Raw genomic sequence first — 21,643 nt, 5'->3', positions numbered from 1 at the left:
CGGAAGTTATCCGAGTCTTAGAAAGGTAAGTGGAAGACCGTCTGCTTGGCGTTCACCAGGACACGTTGTCCAACTTATCGCACAAATGCCCACATTTCTGAGTGCGATAGGCTACGAGTTGATGATAGAACTTAGCTGAAAATCGAGCGCAATTAGCTGATTTATCTATGTATAAACCCTATCATTATTACCCTCTGTAAGCATACAATAGCGGTATTTTGATGTCAATTGATTCCCGTGAAATTCTTCACATACTATTGTGACTGTCAAACAATCGTCACACTTTCATAGATATTACTTGCATTTTTAAAAATTAGGGAATTCCCTTAATTTCTGTTTGTTAATAACTATGCATTGAACGCCGACTTCTTACCTCTTTTACTCTCCTCTGTTTTTATTCAATCGTGTACATCTTAAAGTAGAACTCTAACTCAGAGATTTTTATCGAGCTTTGCTTCTATTAGAGTGTGAGACCAAGATAGAAGTCTTATACATTATTTTGATAATAAAAAGCAGAGGCTTAAAACCGCTGCTTTTTGTTCGTTGTATTAGATTATTGGTTTTGCTCGTTCAAATACGTTTTAAGTGCTTCTACAATTCTTTCGGATGCATGGCCGTCACCATAAGGATTATAAGCTTTCGACATTTCTTCGTAAGCTTTTTGGTTAGACAAGAGTTCATCCGATAAGTTGAAGATTGTATCTTCGTCTGTTCCAGCGAGTTTAAGGGTCCCTGCATCGATACCTTCAGGACGCTCTGTTGTGTCGCGAAGAACGATAACAGGCTTTCCAAGTGATGGTGCTTCTTCTTGAATGCCGCCAGAATCAGTTAAGATAATATGCGAACGCGCTGCAAAGTTATGGAAGTCAACAACTTCCAGTGGTTCAATCAAGTGAATCCGGTCATTGTTTCCAAGCAGTTCGTCTGCTACTTCGCGGACTGCAGGATTCATGTGGACTGGATATATCACTTGAATATCGTCATGCTTGTCAAGCAGACGATTTATAGCACGGAACATGTTACGCATTGGGTCACCTAAGTTTTCACGACGGTGTGCTGTAAGCAAAACGAGTCTGTCGTCACCGAGTTTTTCAAATATCGGATGTGAATACGTATCGTCCACTGTTGTGTGCAGTGCATCAATTGCCGTATTCCCTGTTACAAATATACGACTTTCCGGCTTACCTTCATCTAGTAAGTTTTGAGCCGACTTTTCAGTTGGTGAAAAGTGCAGGTCTGCAATAACACCTGTTAGCTGTCGGTTCATCTCTTCTGGGTATGGAGAGTACTTGTCCCACGTGCGAAGACCAGCTTCCACGTGACCCACTGCGATTTTGTTATAGAACGCAGCAAGACTTCCAACAAATGTTGTCGCCGTATCTCCATGAACAAGTACGATATCCGGCTGTGCTTCTTTCATAATGCGGTCAAGTCCTTCGAGTCCGCGGGTAGCGACGTCGATTAAGGTTTGACGATCTTTCATAATGTTCAGGTCGAAATCAGGTGTGATGCCGAATGTTTTTAGCACTTGGTCCAGCATTTCACGGTGCTGTGCCGTTACGGTCACGATCGATTCGATTTCTTCTTCATGCTTCTGTAGTTCGAGAACGAGTGGAGCCATTTTGATGGCCTCCGGACGCGTTCCAAAAATAGTCATTACTTTCCATTTGCGTTTCAAAGTGTTCACGCCTTCCCCAATTATTTGGTTCCGAACAAGCGGTCCCCAGCGTCGCCGAGTCCAGGTACGATGTATCCGTGATCATTCAGTTTTTCATCAAGTGCTGCGATGTAGACGTCAACGTCAGGGTGTGCATCTGTAAAAACTTTTACGCCTTCAGGAGCTGCGATTAGACACATGAATTTAATGTGTTTTGCTCCACGCTTCTTAAGTGAATTTACAGCTTCGACTGCTGTTCCGCCTGTTGCGAGCATTGGATCTACAACAATAAGTTCACGTTCAGATACGTCAGAAGGTAATTTCACGAAATATTCGTGTGGCTGAAGTGTTTCCGGGTCGCGGAATAAACCAACGTGTCCCACTCTTGCTGCCGGGATTAGTTTAAGTATGCCGTCTACCATACCAATTCCTGCGCGCAGGATGGGTACGATTCCGAGCTTTTTACCTGCCAGTACGTTGGATTTCGCCATGCAAACCGGCGTTTCAACGTCCACCTCTTGAAGAGGCAGCTCTCGTGTAATTTCAAATGCCATTAGTGTTGCAACTTCGTCTACGAGTTCGCGGAATTCTTTTGTTCCTGTGTTAACGTCGCGGATGAATGTTAGTTTGTGCTGGATGAGCGGGTGATCGAATACGTGTACTTTTGCCATTGAGATCGCTCCTTTTACTTTATCCCATACAGTATAACAGAATGATGTCGTTCGTGGTTGGCTGGTGTGAAGTTTTGAATTGGTAGAAGATTTACACGGCACTGCAGTGGAGTTATTTTGTGTATTTATCAGTAGTGTTGGTTAGTGGATTAATTTATAGGGTTTGTTCGACAGTTCGCTCTGGTTGTCCGACACATCGCGCCGGTTGTCGGACATTGGGCAGGTTTCTTTATCACTAATCATCACTTCTCCATCACTAACCAGAGTTTGTCGATATCGGGACACAATTCACCCGGGTTAAGGGATTAATTGGTAGCGCTTCTCTTGATTTTAGTCCGCCACGATTCTATCCATGAAAAAACCGCCATCCAGAGATGGCGGTTCCGGTAATTTTTATGCGTACAGCTTGTGGTTATCTGTCAGTGCTTTCACTCGTTGTTTAGCTTCCTCTTTCACAGCTTCGTCTTCGTGATTCTTCAGAAGTTTTGCGATAATTGCGCCGACTTCTTTCATATCGTCTTCCTTGAATCCGCGAGATGTTACTGCTGGCGTCCCAATACGGATACCTGAAGTAACGAATGGGCTTTCTTTGTCAAATGGAACCGTGTTTTTGTTCACTGTAATTCCGCATTCATCCAATACATGCTCTGCGACTTTGCCCGTCATTCCTAGGCCCGTCAAGTTGAGGAGTAGTAAATGATTGTCTGTTCCGCCAGAAACGATGTCGATTCCTTCTGCAACAAGCGTTTCACCTAGAGCGACAGCATTCTTTTTCACTTGTTGAATGTATGTCTTGAACTCTGGTTGAGCCGCTTCACCGAATGCAACCGCTTTAGCAGCAATTACGTGCATCAATGGACCGCCTTGAACACCCGGGAAGATCGTCTTGTCTATTTTTTTGCCGTATTGCTCAGCAAACTCCTCATTTACTAAAATCAGTCCGCCGCGTGGTCCGCGCAATGTTTTGTGCGTTGTCGATGTTACGAAATGTGCGTGCGGGACCGGGCTGTTATGCTCACCAACCGCAACTAGTCCAGCGATGTGTGCCATGTCTACCATTAAGAATGCGCCAACTTCATCGGCGATTTCACGGAACTTTTTAAAGTCGATTTCACGCGGGTATGCACTTGCACCCGCTACGATCATTTTAGGCTTATGCTCAAGTGCTTTTTGACGAACGTCTTCGTAGTCAATGCGCTCGTCCGTCTCACTTACGCCGTAATCCACAAAGTTGTATAACTTACCCGAGAAGTTTACCGGGCTGCCGTGTGTTAAATGTCCTCCATGAGATAAATTCATTCCTAAAACTGTATCTCCCGGCTCGAGTACTGTGAAGTATACCGCCATGTTGGCTTGTGCTCCTGAGTGTGCTTGAACGTTTGCATACGCTGCACCAAATAGTTCTTTGACGCGATCACGTGCAAGGTTTTCAACAACATCCACGTGTTCACATCCGCCATAATAACGCTTACCTGGATACCCTTCCGCATACTTGTTTGTAAGGTAAGAACCTTGCGCTTCCATAACCGCTTCAGAGACAAAGTTTTCTGATGCAATCAATTCGATATTAGCGTTTTGACGATTTTTTTCTGCCATAATTGCTTCAAAAACAGCACTATCTTCGCGTTTCACATTGCTCAAATCCATGATCATTTCCCCTTTAGCGTCTATTGTTCTTACTATCTCTCGCATTTTCAGCTTGAGTTATTCGTACTGCGCTCGCGCACCGCCGATCAGTTTCGGTCGGGTGGTCGCACAGGTAACGACTGCTTCACCAATTTGTTTCACAGATGTACGGACGGGAACAGCGACTGGCTTTAACTGCATGCCGATCAAAGTTTGTCCAATGTCGATACCCGCATGTGCTCGCACAGATTCAACGACCACAGCATCTTCCAAATGTTCGTACGCATACGCAGACATTGCTCCGCCTGCACTTCGAACCGGTATGACAGAGACCTCATCAAGTCCGAACTTCCGAGCTGCTTTCCGCTCTATGGTTACTGCACGGTTAATGTGTTCGCAACCTTGAAAGGCAAGATGCAGCTTGTACTGTTCAGCAAATTGAGAAAGGGGGCCATAGAGCGCTTCTCCAACTTCTAGCGCTCCCGCTGTGCCAATTCGTTTACCGGCTACTTCCGATGTCGAACAGCCGACAACGAAAAATGTATTCGGTTCTGGCGGGGCTTGCTCAGCTAGTTCGGCAAGAACTTGCTCTAACTGAAGCCTCCATAAGATATACGCATCCATGCCGATCCCCACTTTCTTAGTTGTTTTCGAGTTTCATCAATTTTTCGATACGACGTTCGTGACGGCCGCCTTCGAAAGGTGTTTCTAACCAAGTTTGTACAATTTCACGTGCAAGACCAGGTCCAATTACGCGCTCGCCCATCGCTAACACGTTAGAATCATTGTGGCCTCGAGTCGCTTTGGCGCTGAATACATCGTGGACAAGTGCACAGCGGATGCCGTTCACTTTATTAGCCGCAATGGACATTCCAATTCCTGTGCCGCAAATTAGAATACCGCGGTCAAACTTTCCTGATGCCACGCCAGCTGTGACTTCTGCTGCATAGTCTGGATAGTCGACAGATTGCCCAGACTCTGGACCAAAGTCTTCAAATTCAATGTGTAATTCAGTTAATAGTTGTGTGATTTCATGACGTAAATTGTTTCCGCCATGATCGGAAGAAATCGCGAGTTTCATTGCGTCCCTCTTTTCATAATATACTTACAACTAATTCTATCATTGTTACAAAGAAAAACACAGTAGGAAGTACATTAGTAAATTTCATAGAATTTTCGCTGTGATGCATACCATTCCATCCAATTACACCATACAAAAAGCCGGCGCGCAGGCCGGCTTTTACTCATTATTCATCGTGAAGTATCGAATTGACGGATAACTCCGTAAAGTGCTTCTGATTGGACTTTCAGTTCACTTGCCAAATTATTAGTCTGTTCAATGGATTGAGCTTGTTCTTCAGTTGCTGCTTGCACTTCTTCCGCACCTGCTGAAGTTTCTTCCGCAATTGCCGCAACTTCTTGTGACTGCTGGGCGGTTTGTTCAATTGTTTTCAGCTGGTGTTCTACGAGTTCCGTGATGCCTGTTATAGAGCTTGCCATATCGGTCACGGTTGAAGCCATTACGACAATACTTTTGTTCGTCTCGTCTGCACGATCCGCTTCTTGAACAGCAGTTTTCACTTGTGACTCTATTTCCTTCACTACTTTTGCTACATCCGATTGAATTGTACCGACAAGTCCGCCGATCATTTTTACCGCCTTCGAACTTTCATCCGCAAGAATACGAACTTCTTCTGCAACAACAGCAAAACCTTTTCCGTGTTCACCAGCTCGCGCAGCCTCAATCGATGCATTTAATGCCAATAAATTCGTCTGATTCGCAATACCGCCGACCAATTGGACGATTTCACCAATCTTTTGTGCATTGCGATTTAATTCTTGAATTGTAGACAGTGATGCTTCACTTTGCGTAGACATTTCACGAATCCCGACAACCAGCGCGTGATATGCGTCCGTCGTCTGCGTGAGTTCTGCAAGCATCGCACTCGACTGATTAGAGGATTCATCCGCACGGCTATTGACGTCCGCCGCAATAGCTCGAACGTCTTCCATCGCTTCTGCCGTCTCTTGAATCGCCACTGCTGAAGCCTCTGCTCCTGCAGAGATTTCCACAATCGTCGACGCAATTTGCTCTGCCTGTTTCGATGCAGAACCCGTTTCGTTATGTAACACTTCTACAGAACGGGAAGTTTTCTCAAAGTTCGTTTCAATTTGCCCTACAATTTCACGCAAATTGACTACAACCTGTTGGAACGCTTCGGCAACGGATCGGATTTCATCGGACGAATTAGGCAGTTCAATATCAGTCCCGATTTTTCCTTCCGCAATTCGCATTGCTTCCTTCTCTAGATTTTGCAGCGGCCTAGTTAAGATTGTACTGAAAAGTGCCGCAAGCACACCAGACCAAAAAATACCCATTGCATACGTCAAAATACCGAACCACATCGGACTTACATTCGGAAAAAATTGAGGTTGTATAAAATTAATAAATACTGCACTCGTCGAATACGTGACAATCGCGAGAATGGTTACGAATAAGACAAGTTTCCATTTAAGTCCAAACTTTTTCTTTTCTTCATTCATCTTTTTTCCCCCATCAGCTTGCGAGCGAGCACGTCAATTCGTTCGGACAGCTCTTCAAATGTCTGTTTATAACTAGTTAAGTCTCCACCGTATGGATCTTGAATGTCGTATGGGCTGGTACCTGTATACTCGTTCAAAGTGTGTATTTTACTAGCTTCATTAACAAACCTTCTTTTTAAAATGTCTTTGTGAGAATTTGTCATCGTTAGAACCAAATCTGCCCATTCCATATCCTGTTCTGTAAAAGTTCGTGATGACGGCGCGGCCGGCATCCCATGTTCTTCCAAAATAGATCGTGAATGATTAGAAATCGGCAATCCGTCTGTCGCATATACACCTGCCGAACGAACTACGACACCTGGAATCTTTTTTGATTTTAAAATTCCTTCCGCTAAAGGACTTCTGCAAGTATTTCCTGTACAAATAAAGCAAATATTCATCATTTATCACCTATCTTCATACTACCTGATTTGTCATGAAATCGGAATAGTTATTTTCATGAAATCCATGACAATATCCCCATACAAATTAATACAATACCCGCAAATTGCCGTAATATACTTCTAGAGCGAGGGGATATTGTAAAATTCGTTCGTAATGCAGCGTAGGAAAGAACTAATGACAAGATGCCTGTTGATAAGATGAAGAGGTATTTGTTTAAGTGCATTAATCCAAAAGACATACTTACAGAAAATCCATCAAGACTTACTGCAACCGCGATGAGTAAGGGCCCCGTAACTTTCATATTTTTTGGATCCTCTTCTTGCAGAATCATGTGCAAGCCGATTAATCCAAGAATCACACTTGATAGAATGCTGCTCCAGTCGGTAAAAATTTCCGCAGAAAACTCCCCTGCCACAAAACCGACTAAAGGAAATAACACATTTAAAAATGCAGTCCACAAGGCCACTAACCATTTTCGTTTCCTTACAACGAGTAATGTGTAAATAACGAGGATATCAATTGTGGTAACTAGCGCTGCAACGAATTCTACCAATAGAAGAAACCTCCCCAGAGTTTACGCCAGTCCATCTTATGCGGCGCCTAGGGAGGTCATTCATGAAAACTATTAAATTACCGTACCTTAACCATCTCACAAAAACGCACAAGATGTATTATTGGAATTTATCCACAGAATACCGCTTGCCGTCCGCAGCCTTATTCAATCGATTCATGACAGCTATTCCCATTCCTTCAAGGGGTGCTTCTACAGCTAAAATAATATCTGCAGCTGTCCCATCGCAAGCTCGGAGTGCATCATATAAATTCGAAGCTAACTGACTCAAGTCTGCGCGCTTACCTGTGGCGAAGTACCAATCGGGGACATCGGTCGTCAGTTCATCCGGTCCGATGACCGCAACTTTGTGGCTGTCAGCAGAAAACGATTTAACAGCGTTATCAATCGTCTCACCATTTGGTTCAATCAGCCACACTGGGGCATTGGGTGAATAATGTTTATACTTCATACCGGGTGCACGAGGTGCTTCGGATTCCGCAGCACTTGTTTCCGAACGGACAGGACCAATGACTGCTTCGATCATTTCTGCCGTGATGCCTCCTGGACGCAAAATGGCTGGAGGCGTCGATGTCATATCGATGACTGTTGACTCTACACCCACACCCGTCGCACCGCCGTCCAGGATGAACGGGATTCTTCCATCCATATCTTGCGCTACATGACTTGCTTTTGTCGGGCTAGGTTTCCCGCTTCGGTTCGCACTCGGAGCTGCAAGAGGACCACCTAACAATCGAAGCAGCCGAAGGGCAACTGGATGGTCCGGCATACGCAGACCGACTGTGCCCTTTCCTACTGTTACACTTTTCGCAATAACACCTGGTTTTTCATGAAAGATTAAAGTGAGAGGCCCTGGCCAAAACGCGTCCATTAGTTCGCTAGCACTTGCAGGAATAGGGTCAGCATACAAGCTAACCTCTTCTTTTGTTCCAATATGTACAATTAGCGGATTGTCCGACGGTCGGCCCTTTGCTTCAAAAACCTTTTTTGTCGCATCAGGATCTGTAGCAAGAGCGCCAAGTCCGTACACTGTTTCGGTTGGAAACGCGACAAGTCCTCCATTTCTCAAACAATCCACAGTTTGTTGATAACTTTCATCGTTATCCACACATTTATCCACTTTCACGATGTGTGTGTTCATAATCTCATCCTCCTTTTTACCGCTCCTCAACAAGTTACCCACATTTTTCAGTGGATATCCTTATGCAAACCAAGAAGTTATCCACTCCCACACAAAGAATTTCACTTCTTCTTCGCTCTCTTTTTCAGTTTCTTCTGCATAACAGACCTTCGGAAAAATTGAACACCACCAGTTCGTTCCACGACCGCTTCCAATTGTTAAAATATACGCATCGTACACATCTTGAGGATAAATTCCAAATTCAGATCGCTTCGCAGGAAACAATGCCATTTTTCTTTCGAGTGTTACTGGACGATCCGGTGAATTCAATTCCGCTACAGTTAGCATATCTGCTTCAAGCTTAGCTAGCTCCACCAGCAATTCTGCTTCCGTTGCAGCACGCGCGATAGCGCCCGCGATCATCGGTTCAATTTCTTGTTGGATTCTTGCTTTAACTTCTTGGTCGGCAGTTGTATCAGAGTGTGCAAGAATTCGATAGCGGATCGGCTCTTCACTCGAATGCTCTTGAAAGAGTGAAAGAATCGCTTGAAGCATAATCAATATAAGAACAAATTCAATAAGTGCAATTGCTCTCTTTCTCCATTTATAAGACACTTCATGAGTAATTGTTGGTTGTGATGCGAACTGTGGATAATCTGGTAACATGTTCATCCCCTCCTGTCCTTCATTGTGGACAGGTTTGGAAGAGTTTATTCACTGAATCTCACAAAATATCATTCGGTCTTTTCCATTCAAGTCTTGAACGAGTTCGACCTTCGCTTTAGGGAACGCTTTCTGGAATAATGATTGGACAGCAGCACCTTGCTGGTAACCAATCTCTAATCCAATCAATGCTCTCTCATTCATAATACTAGGAAGGGTTTCGGATAACTTTCGATAGAGTGCAAGACCGCTCTCTTCTGCAAATAAAGCGCTGTGAGGTTCATAGTTCACCACAGTCGGTGACATAGAAGTCGCTTCTTCCTGATCAATATAAGGAGGGTTCGATAAAATAACGTCCCATTTTTCACCGCTAAGCGGCTGCGCTAGGTCACCCTGTCTAAAATTAATGTGCGCCCCGTTCTTCTCAGCGTTTTTTCTAGCAATCGTCAGCGCTGCTTCACTAATATCGGTTGCCGTCATCCTTACGTTTGAATATTCGAGTTGAAATGTTACGGCAATGGCTCCGCTGCCTGTCCCAATATCCGCTGCAAGAATCGATTCATCCCCAAATATCTTAGCAGCTCGTCCTAAAGCCCCTTGGACAAGTTCTTCTGTTTCTGGCCTCGGAATCAGAACGTCTTCAGAAACAATAAACGGCCGTCCATAAAACCATTCCTGTCCGATGATATGCTGAACCGGCTTACCCGTTAACAGTTCTGCAGCAAGCACTTCGAATCGTTTTGCTTTCGGTTCCGTCAATGGTTCTCTTAATTCCGCGAGCAATGAAGCACGTGATAACTCTGTCACGTGTTCCATTAATAACAATGCGGCATTTAGATCCAGTTGTCGGTTGGCAAGTTGAATCTCCAAGCGTTTAAGCGTTTGATGGATTGTCTCAATCATTCGATTCCAGACTTTCTAATCTGCGTGCCTGATCTTCCAGTGTTAACGCGTCCATCAACTCATCCATTTTACCCTCGATAATCTGGTCCAATTTTTGAATTGTCAAACCGATTCGATGGTCGGTTACCCGGTTTTGAGGGAAGTTGTACGTTCGGATTCGTTCCGAGCGGTCGCCTGTTCCGACAGCTGACTTACGTTTTTCATCGTATTCAGCCTGTGCTTCGGATTGGAATTTGTCGTAAACCCGGGCACGCAGCACTTTCATCGCTTTTTCTTTGTTTTTGATTTGTGATTTTTCATCCTGAATTGAAACCGTGATGCCGGTTGGTAAGTGTGTCAGCCGGACAGCTGACATTGTTGTGTTAACGGATTGTCCTCCTGGTCCGGAAGAAGCAAACGTATCTGTTCGTATATCTTTATCATGCAATTCAATTTCAACTTCTTCAGTTTCTGGTAATACAGCGACCGTTGCTGTGGAAGTGTGAATTCTCCCACCGGATTCTGTTTCCGGAACACGCTGTACACGATGAGCCCCGTTTTCAAATTTCAGTTTAGAATACGCGCCTTTTCCACTTACCATGAAGATAATCTCTTTAAATCCTCCGAGTTCAGTCGGTGCGGAGTCCATTACTTCAATTTTCCAATGGTTTAATTCCGCAAAGCGGCTGTACATACGGTAAAGTTTAGCTGCAAATAGTGCGGCTTCGTCGCCGCCTGCCGCTCCTCGAATTTCCATGATGACGTTTTTATCATCGTTCGGATCTTTTGGAACTAATAATAGCTTGAGTCGATCCTCCAATACTTCGATGGAGTCGTTAAGCTCCGACAGTTCAGCTTTTATGAGTTCCTCCATATCCGCGTCTGTCGCTTCTTCCAGCATTTCTTTGGCTTCTTGCTTTTCTTCTAGCGTTTGTTTGTATTCACGATAGGTCTCTACCGTTTCCTGGAGGTCTGATTGTTCCTTAGAATACGTTCTGAGTTTGTTCATATCACTTACAACATCCGGATCACTCAGCAATTCGTTAAGTCTCTCATATCGATCTTCGACGGCTTGAAGTCTGTCATACATGGTAGGTTCACCTCTTAAGTAGTTTAGTCTTAATGTTATTGTACGGGATTGTTGGCTTCAAATATACTAGAAGCAATAGGGGAATGTGCAGTGTTTGATGAATTACTTCCGAAATCAAGAAAAGGATGCCTAGAAGGTCAGTAAGCACTGCCCCCTGCGACACCCTGTTTTGCAGGCTTTTATGAAAATCCGCACATATCATTCTGCGTGCGACTGAATAGAAACGCCTTTTGGGACATCATGGTGCATGCGACATCTTGGTTCATAAGCTTCTGCCGCACCTACTAAAATGACAGGATCATCAAATCCCGCAGGTTTACCATTGATGAGACGCTGGGTTCGGCTTGAAGGTGAACCGCAAATCGTACAAACAGCTTGGAGTTTCGTGACCATTTCAGCAATCGCCATAATTCTAGGCATTGGACCGAATGGTTCCCCGCGGAAGTCCTGATCGAGTCCGGCAACGATTACACGGAATCCATGATCTGCCAGCTCCATGACAGCATCAACAATTCCGTCATCAAAAAATTGGGCTTCATCAATTGCTATGACATCACAGTCGTCCGTTACTTGTGAAACGATGTCCGCAGAACATGCGACAGGCAATGCAATCACAGTTGTTCCGTTGTGACTGACGACAGCTTCTTCACTGTAACGGTCGTCCAATTCGGGTTTAAATACTGCAATCTTCTGTTTAGCAAATTGGGAACGGCGAATCCGACGAATCAGTTCTTCAGATTTCCCTGAAAACATACTGCCGCATATGACTTCAATCCATCCGCCTTGCATAGATACGTACATGGTGAATCCCCTTTCGTATGTCGGAAAAATAAGGATAAATGCAAGTTAAAATAAAATTCCCGCCCGGCGCAATGCACCGGACGGGAACTGGAAAGCCGTTCTTACTTGCCTTCTTCTTTGATGCCATATTTTTTGTTGAAGCGGTCGACACGGCCGTCCGCTGCAGCAAATTTCTGACGTCCAGTGTAGAATGGGTGGCATTCTGAACAAACTTCTACTTTAATGTCTTCTTTGACAGAACCTGTTTCGAATGTGTTACCACATGAACATGAAACAGTTGATAGTTTGTAATCTGGGTGAATTCCTACTTTCATCGGTCTCTCTCCTCTCGCCCTGGACCATCTGGTACAGAGTTTTTATTCTGGTCGGCTTTCGCCTTTCCAGTAAAAGACAGATGCCTTACACGACCCGTGTATGTCAGTCGTATATGAATCATATGAGTTAATTTTATCAAATTGTTTGGATGTGCGCAAGGTTTTTGTTTGAGAAAGTTACGTAGTAAATCACCATTCAAGGGAATGTGATCATAAATTCCGGATTCCGCTCATAAACTCTAGAATGTGATCATAAATTCCGGATTCCGCTCATAAACTCTAGAATGTGATCATAAATTCTCGATTCCGCTCATAAACGTTGGGATGTGATCATAAATCTCTGATTCCGCTCATAAACTTAGATATGTGATCATAAATTCCGGATTCCGCTCATAAACTCAGAAATGTGATTATAAATTCCCGATTCCGCTCATAAACTCAGAAATATGATCATAAATTCCGAATTCCGCTCATAAACTCAGAAATATGATCATAAATTCCGAATTCCGCTCATAAACTCTAGAATGTGATCATAAATCTTGAAAAACGCTCATAAACTCGCCGCCAGTCGCCCATCATCGGCGAAGTTGAAGATTCAATCTTGATCTGGAGGTAAAAAAGCAGGCAGCCATCGATTGGCTGCCTGCTTTTTATTTATTTAAACTTTCGGGGATGCTGCCAAGCCTTTCACCTTAGGATAGTGCTGCTCCTAACGCTTCGCTTTTGCTACATAGCCGCCTCCGCTTTAGAGTAACCCTTTACCGTTACGCTGATTTTTCATATCACCGTTCAACTTCTCGAAGAACTCGATGTTGGATTTTGATTGGCGCAGTTTTTTTAGGAAACGTTCTGCAAAATCAGGTGCGTCTGAAAATGTTTTTCGGATTGCCCATAGTTTTTCAAGCTGGTTTGCAGGAACGAGGAGCTCTTCTTTACGTGTACCCGAGCGACGAATGTCGATTGCCGGGAAGATTCTACGCTCTGCCAGTGTTCTGTCCAGATGAAGTTCCATGTTGCCTGTTCCTTTGAATTCCTCGTAAATAACTTCGTCCATACGTGATCCTGTATCGACTAGTGCAGTTGCAAGGATTGTTAAGCTGCCGCCTTCCTCCAAGTTACGGGCAGCTCCGAAGAAGCGTTTTGGACGATGGAAAGCAGCCGGGTCAATTCCGCCTGATAATGTCCGTCCGCTCGGCGGAATAATTAGGTTGTATGCCCGAGCAAGTCGCGTAATGGAGTCCATCAGAATGACGACATCCCGTTTGTGTTCAACCAAGCGCATTGCGCGTTCCAGTACTAGCTCTGCTACTTTAACATGGTTTTCAGGAACTTCGTCAAATGTAGAGCTTACGACGTCTGCATCGACTGATCGTTCGATATCCGTTACTTCCTCGGGACGTTCATCGATTAGTAAAACAATCAATTCCGCATCGGGATGATTCGTTGTAATGGAGTTGGCAATTTCTTTAAGAAGCATCGTTTTCCCTGCTTTTGGCGGTGCAACAATGAGACCGCGCTGTCCGAATCCTACAGGTGAAACTAAGTCCATGATTCGTGTGGATAAATTTCGTGATTCTGTTTCAAGCTTAATGTGTCGTGTTGGATATAGAGGTGTAAGTGCCGGGAAGTGAACACGTTCTCTAGCTACTTCAGGGTTCTGACCATTTACCGCTTCCACTTGAAGAAGACCATAATACCGCTCATTTTCTTTTGGCGGGCGCACTTTTCCTGTGACTTTGTCGCCATTTCTCAAATCGAATCTGCGGATTTGAGAAGCAGAGATGTAAATGTCTTCAGAGCTTGACGAGTAATTGATCGGACGCAAGAAGCCATAACCTTCGGATTGAATGATTTCTAGAACGCCTTCCATGAAGAAAAAGCCTTCTTGTTCGGCACGTGATTTTAAAATAGAAAAGATCAGTTCTTTTTTCGTCAGTTTGCTGTAATAGCTGATTTTGTATTGTTTGGCAAGAGCATACAGCTCTTTTAGCGTCATGTTTTCCAAGTCAGCTAGGGTTATCATCGTCATTATTCGCACCACTCTTTTAAAGTTTGACTCTGTTAGAAACAAGGGTAGATCGTACCTTGGATAGGTGTCTTAAGGCAGTCAGCAATGACACAATTTGTTCTTCAGGAACGAGTTCACAAAAAACAAAACGAATTGCACTCTTTTATTGTAACAAACAGAGATTTAGATTTAGGGTAAGTATTCTGGGGATACAGTTGTCAACTGCAAAGATACAGAAGAATTGCCCGGCGTTTGTGCCGGGCAGTTTGGAGTGGTTCTTAGTCTTTCATCACAAGATGAGGTTTTTTGTCCATACTATGTCTTCCTTCTACAAAACGAATAGTTCCAGACTTTGAACGCATTACAAGTGAATGCGTTTTTGAATGTCCGCCAGTGAATTGCACACCGCGAAGAAGCTCGCCGTCTGTTACACCCGTTGCCGCAAAGATTGCGTCGTCGCCTTTAACAAGATCATCCATATAAAGGACTTTATCGACATCGATACCCATTTTCACGCAACGCTCGCGTTCTGCGTCATTCATCGGGATCAGTTTACCTTGAATTTCTCCTCCAAGGCATTTCAAACCAACTGCTGAAATAACACCTTCAGGTGCGCCGCCAAGACCGAATAGAATGTCAACGCCAGTACCTTCAAACGCTGTGTTAATAGCTCCTGCTACATCACCATCATTGATGAGTTTAATACGAGCTCCCGCAGAACGGATTTCCTCGATGATATCTGCATGACGTTCACGATTCAGAACCGTTGCCGTAATTTCATTCAACTTTTTGTTTTTAGCTTTCGCAACAGCTTTCAAGTTATCCGTCACAGAAGCGTTTATGTCGATTTTACCGACAGCTTCTGGACCGACAGCAATTTTGTCCATATACATATCAGGAGCATTCAGGAGATTTCCTTTGTCCGCGATAGCGATGACCGCGAGTGCATTCCAGCCGCCTGAGGCTACGATGTTTGTCCCTTCAAGCGGGTCAACCGCAACATCAACAAATGGTCCATGGCCCGTTCCAAGCTCTTCCCCAATGTATAGCATGGGTGCTTCGTCCATTTCACCTTCACCGATCACAACTACGCCTTGCATAGGAATTGTGTCGAATACTGTTCGCATTGCTGTTGTCGCTGCGTCGTCCGCCTCGTTTTTCAAACCTCGTCCCATCCAGTGCGATGCAGCAACTGCCGCCGCCTCTGTCACACGTACAAGTTCCATCGATAAACTGCGTTCCATCTCTAGAATTCCTCCCGTTTTTCTGCAAAGTTGCAGATGGTATGACCGTCTCAATCGTTCAACCTATTATAGCACACGATTTCATGAGCACTAAACTGTTTTATTATTTGCTTTGCGAATCGTCTTCATCAGGAACTTCCACTTTTTCAATGTCAGCGCCAAGACCATGCAGTTTCTCAATCAAGCCGCCATAACCACGTTCAATGTGTGAAATTCCTTGAATTTCAGTTTCGCCTTCAGCGATCAACCCTGCAATTACCAGTGCCGCACCCGCGCGCAAATCACTCGCCTTCACTTTCGCTGCATGAAGCGGCGTCGGCCCATGAATGATCGCAGAGCGTCCTTCTACTCTGCTGCTCGCATTCATCGTACGGAGCTCGTCAATTTGCTTAAAGCGTGCCGAATAAATCGTATCCGTCAGCATCGATGCCCCATCAGCTTGTGTCGATAACACACAGAACGGCTGCTGTAAATCTGTTGGAAAACCAGGATAAACAAGTGTTTTCACATCGACTGCCTGTAGTGATTTCGGTTTCGGAATAAAGATCTTTTCCTCGTCCTCTTCTACAACGACGCCCATTTCACGAAGTTTAGCGGTGACCGCCTCAACGTGCAATGGAATGACGTTATCGATTGTGACACCGTCTCCCGCAGCTGCCGCCATGATCATGAACGTTCCAGCCTCAATGCGGTCAGGAATAATTGTATGCCTTGTGCCGCTTAAACGCTCCACGCCTTCAATGCGAATGACGTTTGTTCCAGCACCTTTAATATTTGCTCCCATATTCGATAATAATGTTGCCACATCTATAATTTCTGGCTCTTTTGCAGCATTTTCAATGACTGTGCGGCCTTTAGCCATTACTGCAGCAAGCATGATATTAATAGTTGCACCCACACTGACGATATCGAGATAAATTTTAGCGCCTTTTAATTCATCCGCACGTAAATAGATTGCACCGTGCTCGTTTGTAACTTTAGCGCCAAGTGCTTCGAATCCTTTAATGTGCTGATCGATCGGTCTTGGACCTAAGTGGCAGCCACCTGGAAGTCCAATAACCGCTTTTTTAAATTTCCCAAGCATTGCACCCATTAAATAATAAGAGGCGCGCAATTTTTTCACGTTACCATTTGGAAGCGGCATGGAAATCATTTCAGTTGGATCAATCGTCATTGTTCCATCTGTAAAGTCGACTGTTCCGCCGATGTCTTCTAATAGGTTTTGCAATGTATGGACATCGGAAATTTCGGGCAACCCTTCAATTGTGACAGGAGTATCCGCTAAAATCGATGCAGGTATTAATGCGACTGCACTATTTTTTGCACCGCTGACTTTAATATTTCCTTTAAGAGAGGTACCGCCTTTTATTTTATATACTTCCATTTCAATCTCCTTTACACAATCACTTGTTGTCGCGGGCTTCCCAATCTTTCAAGAATTGGTCAATTCCCTTTTCTGTCAGTGGATGGCTGAACAGCTGCTGAAGTACTTTAAACGGCACTGTTGAGATATGAGCACCTGCAAGTGCGCCGTTTGTAATTTGTTGTGGACTGCGGATAGATGCCGCAATAATTTCAGTGTCAATATTGTGGATTGTGAAGATATCCGCAATCGTTTCGATTAAAGCAAGACCGTCTTGTCCGATATCGTCAAGTCTGCCAATGAACGGAGAAACGTATGTAGCTCCAGCTCGCGCTGCCATAAGTGCTTGGTTTGCACTAAAAATAAGCGTTACATTCGTTTTGATTCCTTCAGCTGAAAATACTGAACATGCTTTTAAGCCTTCAGCTGTCATTGGAAGTTTCACTGTAATATTCGGTGCAATTGCAGCCAATTCCCGTCCTTCTTTAATCATTCCTTCTGCATCGAGAGAAATAACCTCTGCGCTGACAGAACCTGGAACGAGCGCTGTAATTTCTTTTAAACGATCGTGGAAAGAAATATTTTCTTTTGCTACGAGTGATGGATTTGTTGTAACGCCAGACAAAATCCCCCAGCTGTGTGCTTCTTTAATCTCTTCAAAGTTTGCTGTATCAATGAAAAACTTCATAATTCGTTTACCCCTCTCAAATTGAAAAGGAGGAGATCCATCCGTTTTCGGGATGTCTCCCCCTATTGTTTTTTTGTTTAGTACTATTAGCCGTTCAAAATGGAAGTACTGTTACGCTTTGTTTGAACTTCCAAACTCGCGCATTTTTCCTATTACTGTTTCTTGGATTGCCTCACGCATAGGTGTCAAGAATTTACGCGGGTCGTAAACTTCCTGGTCCGCTGCAAGTGCTTCACGAACTTTTTTCGTTCCTTGAATCTGATTTTCAGTATTCACGTTAATCTTAGAAGTCCCAAGTGAGATAGAACGTTGAATATCTTTCGTTGGAATTCCAGTTCCCCCGTGAAGGACGAGCGGAAGATCAGATTGGTTCGAAATTTCTTCCATTTCTTTGAACCCTAGGTTGGGTTCCCCTTTATAAGGACCGTGAACTGAGCCTAATGCAGGTGCTAAACAGTCAATTTGGGTTTCATCGACAAGTCGTTTGCATTCTGCAGGATTTGCATACATAACTCCTTCAGCAATCACGTCGTCCTCTTGACCACCAACTAAACCAAGTTCAGCTTCGACAGAGACATTTTTAGGATGTGCATATTCTACAACTTTTTTCGTGATTTCAATATTTTCTTCGATAGGTTTCGATGAGGCATCGATCATAACCGATGTAAATCCAGCGTCAATCGCTTCTTTACACTTTTCAAAGCTAGAGCCATGATCTAAATGGATTGCAACAGGTACAGTGATTTTGTAGTCATGCATAAGACCTTTCACCATGTGAACGACCGTTGTAAAACCACCCATGTAACGAGCTGCACCTTCAGATACACCTAGAATTACTGGGGACTTTTCTGCTTCAGCAGCTTTTAAAATCGCTTGTGTGTATTCAAGGTTGTTCAGGTTAAATTGCCCAATTGCATAACCTTCACGTTTACCTTTAATCATCATTTCTTTCATGGATACGAGTGCCAAATGGAGTTCCTCCTTCGAATATTGAAACAGAATGTGTTGAAATGTTTTAATTTGATAGATACCTGTTCTATCATATCAAAAAAACACCGCCACTTCCACTTAAGGAGTCATTCCTATTTTTCTCGCATCATCTCGTTAATTGTACTTCTCACTTCATGTATGTCGAAAGGTTTGGTAAAATAATGATCAGCTAAATGGAGTACAGGCGAATTCTCAGATTCAATATCGTCATAAGCTGTCATCATGATAACCGGAAGCTTTGGACGTTTACTTTTCATGTTTTGCAAAACCTCACTGCCATCCATACCGGGCATTTTCATGTCCAGCAAGACGCAGTCTGGTGCATCGGATTCCATTCGCATCAACGCTTCTTTTCCGTTTGATGCAAGTATTATGTCGTATCCTTCACTTTTAAAGACTTCTTTAAGAAGTAGACGAATTCCAGCTTGATCGTCCACGATTAGCAGCTTCATTGAGTGACCCCCTCTACTATTTGAGCCAATGTTCTATAAACCTCGAATATTATTATTAATTTGACAAAAGGTTGGTAACTCCTTCTTTTATCGCCAAACACTTTTGAATTCCCTATACTATTCTTATGGAGGTGAGCGTATGAAAATGTTAACGACACAAATTGCTGGTCTTCTTCAGCGAATCGCAACTAAGCAAGAAGAGGCGATTGAAGATACTGCACGCTTGCTGGCACAGGCAGCTGTTGGAGACGGGCAAGTTGTCATTTACGGCAGTAAAGAAATGAACGGGATTTTAACAAATGCAACTGAAGGCGCGGAATCATTTGCGTATGCAACTCGAATGGCGGCTGACGTAAATCCCCAATCCACGGATCGCGTTTGGTTATTCACACGAAATGCTCATGATGAAGAGGCTCTTGAGTTTGCCCGGTTTTTATCAAGCCAAGCGATCTCTTTTGCTGCAGTCGCGGCAGATAAAGCATCCGAAACAAATGAATTAGCAGAGCTCGCAGATGCTTACATCTCAACTGGGATAACTAAAGGCCTGCTGCCAAATGACGAAGGAGACCGCGTTGTTCAGCCGCACTTGCTGGCTTCGTTATTTGTTTACGAAGCAGTCAAACTTTCTTATGATGAAATGCTGACGGACTTGTAATAAGTACCTGAAATAATCCTATGTATATCAATTGATGAATTACTGATATTGATAACATTAAAAAAATCCCTCTTTTGCTAAATGCTAAAGAGGGATTTTTTAACTTATTAGTTTTGACGAGCGAGTACTGCTTCGACAAAGCCTTTGATAAGCGGTTGAGGACGTGTTGGACGTGATACGAATTCTGGGTGGAACTGACATCCGATGAAGAATGGATGGTTAGGCAATTCGATAATTTCAACTAAACGCTCATCCGGGCTAATTCCTGAAACCACAAGCCCCGCCTTTTCAAACCGATCTTGATACGCTGTGTTGAACTCGTAACGATGACGATGACGCTCTTCAACTAGCTCCTCGCCATAGGCTTCGAATGCTTTAGATCCTTTTTTCACTTCACAAGGATAACTGCCAAGACGCAACGTGCTTTCGTCTTCACGGCCATTACGGTAGTCCGGGTGTAACAAGAAGATAGGATCTGTTGTGTGAGCATCGAATTCTACAGAATGCGCTTGTCCTAAGCCCATTACATCGCGTGCATATTCAACTGCCGCGAGCTGCATACCTAGTCCTGTTCCTAGGAATGGTAAGTTGTTTTTACGGGCATACGCAATTGCATGGATCATTCCATCCACACCACGTTCGCCGAAACCTGCAGGAACAAGCAATCCGTCAACGTCAGCCAACAATTCTGCAACGTTATCTTTCGAGATTTCTTCTGAATTAATCCACTTAATGTCGACATCTGCGTCAAACGCATATCCTGCATGGTAAAGTGCTTCTACAAGTGAAATGTATGCGTCTTGGAGCTCAACGTATTTTCCAACTAGCGCGACGCGAACTGTTTTAGACAAGTTCTTTACCAGACTAACCAGTTTTCTCATTTCATCCATTTCAGGCTGCTTCACGTCTAAGCCAAGGAAATCCACGACGATATCGTCCATTTTTTGTTCATGTAAACGAAGTGGTACTTCATACAAAGTTTCAGCATCTGTTGCTTCGATGACTTCTTCCGGCTTAATGTTGCAGAATAGAGCAATTTTATCTTTCATTTCTTGCGGAATTGCGTATTCGCTGCGGAGAACGATCATATTTGGCTGAATTCCAAGACTGCGCAATTCTTTTACGCTGTGCTGGGTTGGTTTAGTTTTCATTTCCCCAGCCGCTTTCAGATAAGGGACAAGCGTGTTGTGGATATACATAACATCGTCTTTTCCTAGATCTGTTTTCATTTGACGAATTGCTTCTAGGTATGGAAGTGATTCGAAATCCCCTACACTGCCGCCGATTTCAGTAATGACGACATCTGCGTGCATTTCCTGTCCCGCGCGTTTGATAAGTGTTTTGATTTCGTTTGTAATGTGCGGAATGACCTGAACAGTTGCGCCGTTATACTCGCCATTTCGTTCTTTTTGAAGCACTAGTGAATACACTTTACCCATCGTGATATTGGAGTACTGGTTTAGGTCGATATCGATGAAGCGCTCATAGTGACCGATGTCAAGATCCGTTTCTGCACCATCCTGCGTGACGAATACTTCACCGTGCTGAAGTGGGCTCATCATAGTTGGATCGATGTTAATATATGGGTCAAACTTTTGCATTGTTACTTGCAAGCCTCTATTTTTTAGAAGTCTGCCTAGTGAAGCTGCGTTTATGCCTTTTCCGAGTGAGGAAACGACACCGCCTGTAATGAATATATATTTCGTCATGAATGATTCCTCCAATGTGTGTAATAGTCGGGAAAAGCTGATTTGACAAGGTTCAATAACGAAAAAACGCCCCTGCTGCAGTATTCTCTGCAGAAGGAGCGCTTAAACATCCGTTCGTTTGTCCTTTAAAAAGGAGCCCAATTAGATTGTA

22 protein-coding genes are annotated in these 21,643 nt (G+C 43.9%); 1 reads left to right on the top strand and 21 read right to left on the bottom strand.

Translation table 11 applies throughout. The annotated features are described in order from the left end of the window. Positions 1–553: 553 nt before the first annotated feature. The 20 genes from wecB to QT716_RS01015 all read right to left on the bottom strand — a co-directional run bounded on the left by wecB (position 554) and on the right by QT716_RS01015 (position 19,128). Positions 554–1,657 (bottom strand): non-hydrolyzing UDP-N-acetylglucosamine 2-epimerase, encoded by a 1,104-nt coding sequence (gene wecB / locus QT716_RS01110; protein WP_398292081.1) that lies wholly within the window; start codon positions 1,655–1,657, stop codon positions 554–556. Between the two features lie 41 nt (positions 1,658–1,698). Continuing rightward, entirely contained in the window at positions 1,699–2,328 is a 630-nt protein-coding gene (upp, locus tag QT716_RS01105; RefSeq protein ID WP_025785593.1) for a uracil phosphoribosyltransferase, read from the bottom strand. A 393-nt stretch (positions 2,329–2,721) separates the two neighbouring features. Beyond that, positions 2,722–3,975 carry a serine hydroxymethyltransferase gene (gene glyA, locus QT716_RS01100; protein WP_317933826.1) on the bottom strand — a complete coding sequence of 418 codons (1,254 nt, stop codon included), beginning with the start codon at positions 3,973–3,975 and terminating at the stop codon, positions 2,722–2,724. Positions 3,976–4,032: 57 nt separating this feature from the next. Then, positions 4,033–4,578 (bottom strand): TIGR01440 family protein, encoded by a 546-nt coding sequence (locus QT716_RS01095; RefSeq protein ID WP_317933825.1) that lies wholly within the window; start codon positions 4,576–4,578, stop codon positions 4,033–4,035. Positions 4,579–4,594: 16 nt separating this feature from the next. Then, positions 4,595–5,035 carry a ribose 5-phosphate isomerase B gene (gene rpiB / locus QT716_RS01090; RefSeq protein WP_317933824.1) on the bottom strand — a complete coding sequence of 147 codons (441 nt, stop codon included), beginning with the start codon at positions 5,033–5,035 and terminating at the stop codon, positions 4,595–4,597. 170 nt (positions 5,036–5,205) lie between these two features. Then, positions 5,206–6,498, bottom strand: a complete 1,293-nt coding sequence (locus QT716_RS01085) for a methyl-accepting chemotaxis protein (RefSeq protein ID WP_317933823.1) — start codon at positions 6,496–6,498, stop codon at positions 5,206–5,208. After that, a complete protein-coding gene (locus tag QT716_RS01080; RefSeq protein WP_317933822.1) occupies positions 6,495–6,938 on the bottom strand; it encodes a low molecular weight protein arginine phosphatase in 444 nt (147 codons plus the stop codon). Before QT716_RS01080 ends, QT716_RS01085 begins: the two co-directional genes overlap by 4 nt. 56 nt (positions 6,939–6,994) lie before the next feature. Further along, complete coding sequence (locus tag QT716_RS01075; protein ID WP_317933821.1) at positions 6,995–7,495, bottom strand: manganese efflux pump MntP; 501 nt, start codon at positions 7,493–7,495, stop codon at positions 6,995–6,997. A 118-nt stretch (positions 7,496–7,613) separates the two neighbouring features. Beyond that, on the bottom strand, positions 7,614–8,654 hold the full coding sequence (locus tag QT716_RS01070) for an L-threonylcarbamoyladenylate synthase (RefSeq protein ID WP_317933820.1): 1,041 nt from the start codon (positions 8,652–8,654) through the stop codon (positions 7,614–7,616). Positions 8,655–8,714: 60 nt separating this feature from the next. After that, on the bottom strand, positions 8,715–9,299 hold the full coding sequence (locus tag QT716_RS01065; protein ID WP_317933819.1) for a stage II sporulation protein R: 585 nt from the start codon (positions 9,297–9,299) through the stop codon (positions 8,715–8,717). Positions 9,300–9,347: 48 nt separating this feature from the next. Beyond that, a complete protein-coding gene (gene prmC, locus QT716_RS01060; RefSeq protein WP_317933818.1) occupies positions 9,348–10,199 on the bottom strand; it encodes a peptide chain release factor N(5)-glutamine methyltransferase in 852 nt (283 codons plus the stop codon). Then, positions 10,192–11,268 (bottom strand): peptide chain release factor 1, encoded by a 1,077-nt coding sequence (gene prfA / locus QT716_RS01055; protein ID WP_317933817.1) that lies wholly within the window; start codon positions 11,266–11,268, stop codon positions 10,192–10,194. Before prfA ends, prmC begins: the two co-directional genes overlap by 8 nt. 198 nt (positions 11,269–11,466) lie before the next feature. Beyond that, entirely contained in the window at positions 11,467–12,069 is a 603-nt protein-coding gene (locus QT716_RS01050) for a thymidine kinase (protein WP_317933816.1), read from the bottom strand. A gap of 101 nt (positions 12,070–12,170) precedes the next feature. After that, the gene (gene rpmE, locus QT716_RS01045; protein WP_317933815.1) at positions 12,171–12,383 is read right to left on the bottom strand and encodes a 50S ribosomal protein L31; all 213 of its coding nucleotides are present in this window, start codon (positions 12,381–12,383) and stop codon (positions 12,171–12,173) included. A gap of 745 nt (positions 12,384–13,128) precedes the next feature. Beyond that, positions 13,129–14,412: a transcription termination factor Rho gene (gene rho / locus QT716_RS01040; protein ID WP_317933814.1), complete on the bottom strand. Its 1,284-nt coding sequence runs from the start codon at positions 14,410–14,412 to the stop codon at positions 13,129–13,131. Positions 14,413–14,669: 257 nt separating this feature from the next. Continuing rightward, positions 14,670–15,635: a class II fructose-bisphosphatase gene (glpX, locus tag QT716_RS01035; RefSeq protein ID WP_317933813.1), complete on the bottom strand. Its 966-nt coding sequence runs from the start codon at positions 15,633–15,635 to the stop codon at positions 14,670–14,672. Positions 15,636–15,738: 103 nt separating this feature from the next. Next, positions 15,739–17,019 carry a UDP-N-acetylglucosamine 1-carboxyvinyltransferase gene (locus QT716_RS01030; RefSeq protein ID WP_317933812.1) on the bottom strand — a complete coding sequence of 427 codons (1,281 nt, stop codon included), beginning with the start codon at positions 17,017–17,019 and terminating at the stop codon, positions 15,739–15,741. Between the two features lie 19 nt (positions 17,020–17,038). Next, the gene (fsa, locus tag QT716_RS01025; RefSeq protein WP_317933811.1) at positions 17,039–17,686 is read right to left on the bottom strand and encodes a fructose-6-phosphate aldolase; all 648 of its coding nucleotides are present in this window, start codon (positions 17,684–17,686) and stop codon (positions 17,039–17,041) included. Positions 17,687–17,797: 111 nt separating this feature from the next. Further along, a complete protein-coding gene (locus tag QT716_RS01020) occupies positions 17,798–18,655 on the bottom strand; it encodes a class II fructose-bisphosphate aldolase (RefSeq protein ID WP_317933810.1) in 858 nt (285 codons plus the stop codon). Positions 18,656–18,768: 113 nt separating this feature from the next. Next, the gene (locus tag QT716_RS01015) at positions 18,769–19,128 is read right to left on the bottom strand and encodes a response regulator (RefSeq protein ID WP_317933809.1); all 360 of its coding nucleotides are present in this window, start codon (positions 19,126–19,128) and stop codon (positions 18,769–18,771) included. A gap of 139 nt (positions 19,129–19,267) precedes the next feature. On the opposite strand from QT716_RS01015, the gene QT716_RS01010 reads away from it, so the two are divergent. Next, the gene (locus tag QT716_RS01010; RefSeq protein ID WP_317933808.1) at positions 19,268–19,783 is read left to right on the top strand and encodes a DUF2529 family protein; all 516 of its coding nucleotides are present in this window, start codon (positions 19,268–19,270) and stop codon (positions 19,781–19,783) included. A 107-nt stretch (positions 19,784–19,890) separates the two neighbouring features. Here the strand turns inward: QT716_RS01010 and QT716_RS01005 are convergent, their stop codons facing one another. Continuing rightward, entirely contained in the window at positions 19,891–21,492 is a 1,602-nt protein-coding gene (locus QT716_RS01005; RefSeq protein ID WP_317933807.1) for a CTP synthase, read from the bottom strand. Positions 21,493–21,643: the final 151 nt, after the last annotated feature.

The sequence above is a fragment of the Sporosarcina aquimarina genome (assembly GCF_033253705.1).
In the GTDB taxonomy this organism is placed as follows: domain Bacteria; phylum Bacillota; class Bacilli; order Bacillales_A; family Planococcaceae; genus Sporosarcina; species Sporosarcina aquimarina.
The sequence above is the reverse complement of the archived record's forward strand: the minus strand, read 5'-3'. Positions and strand labels throughout refer to the sequence as shown.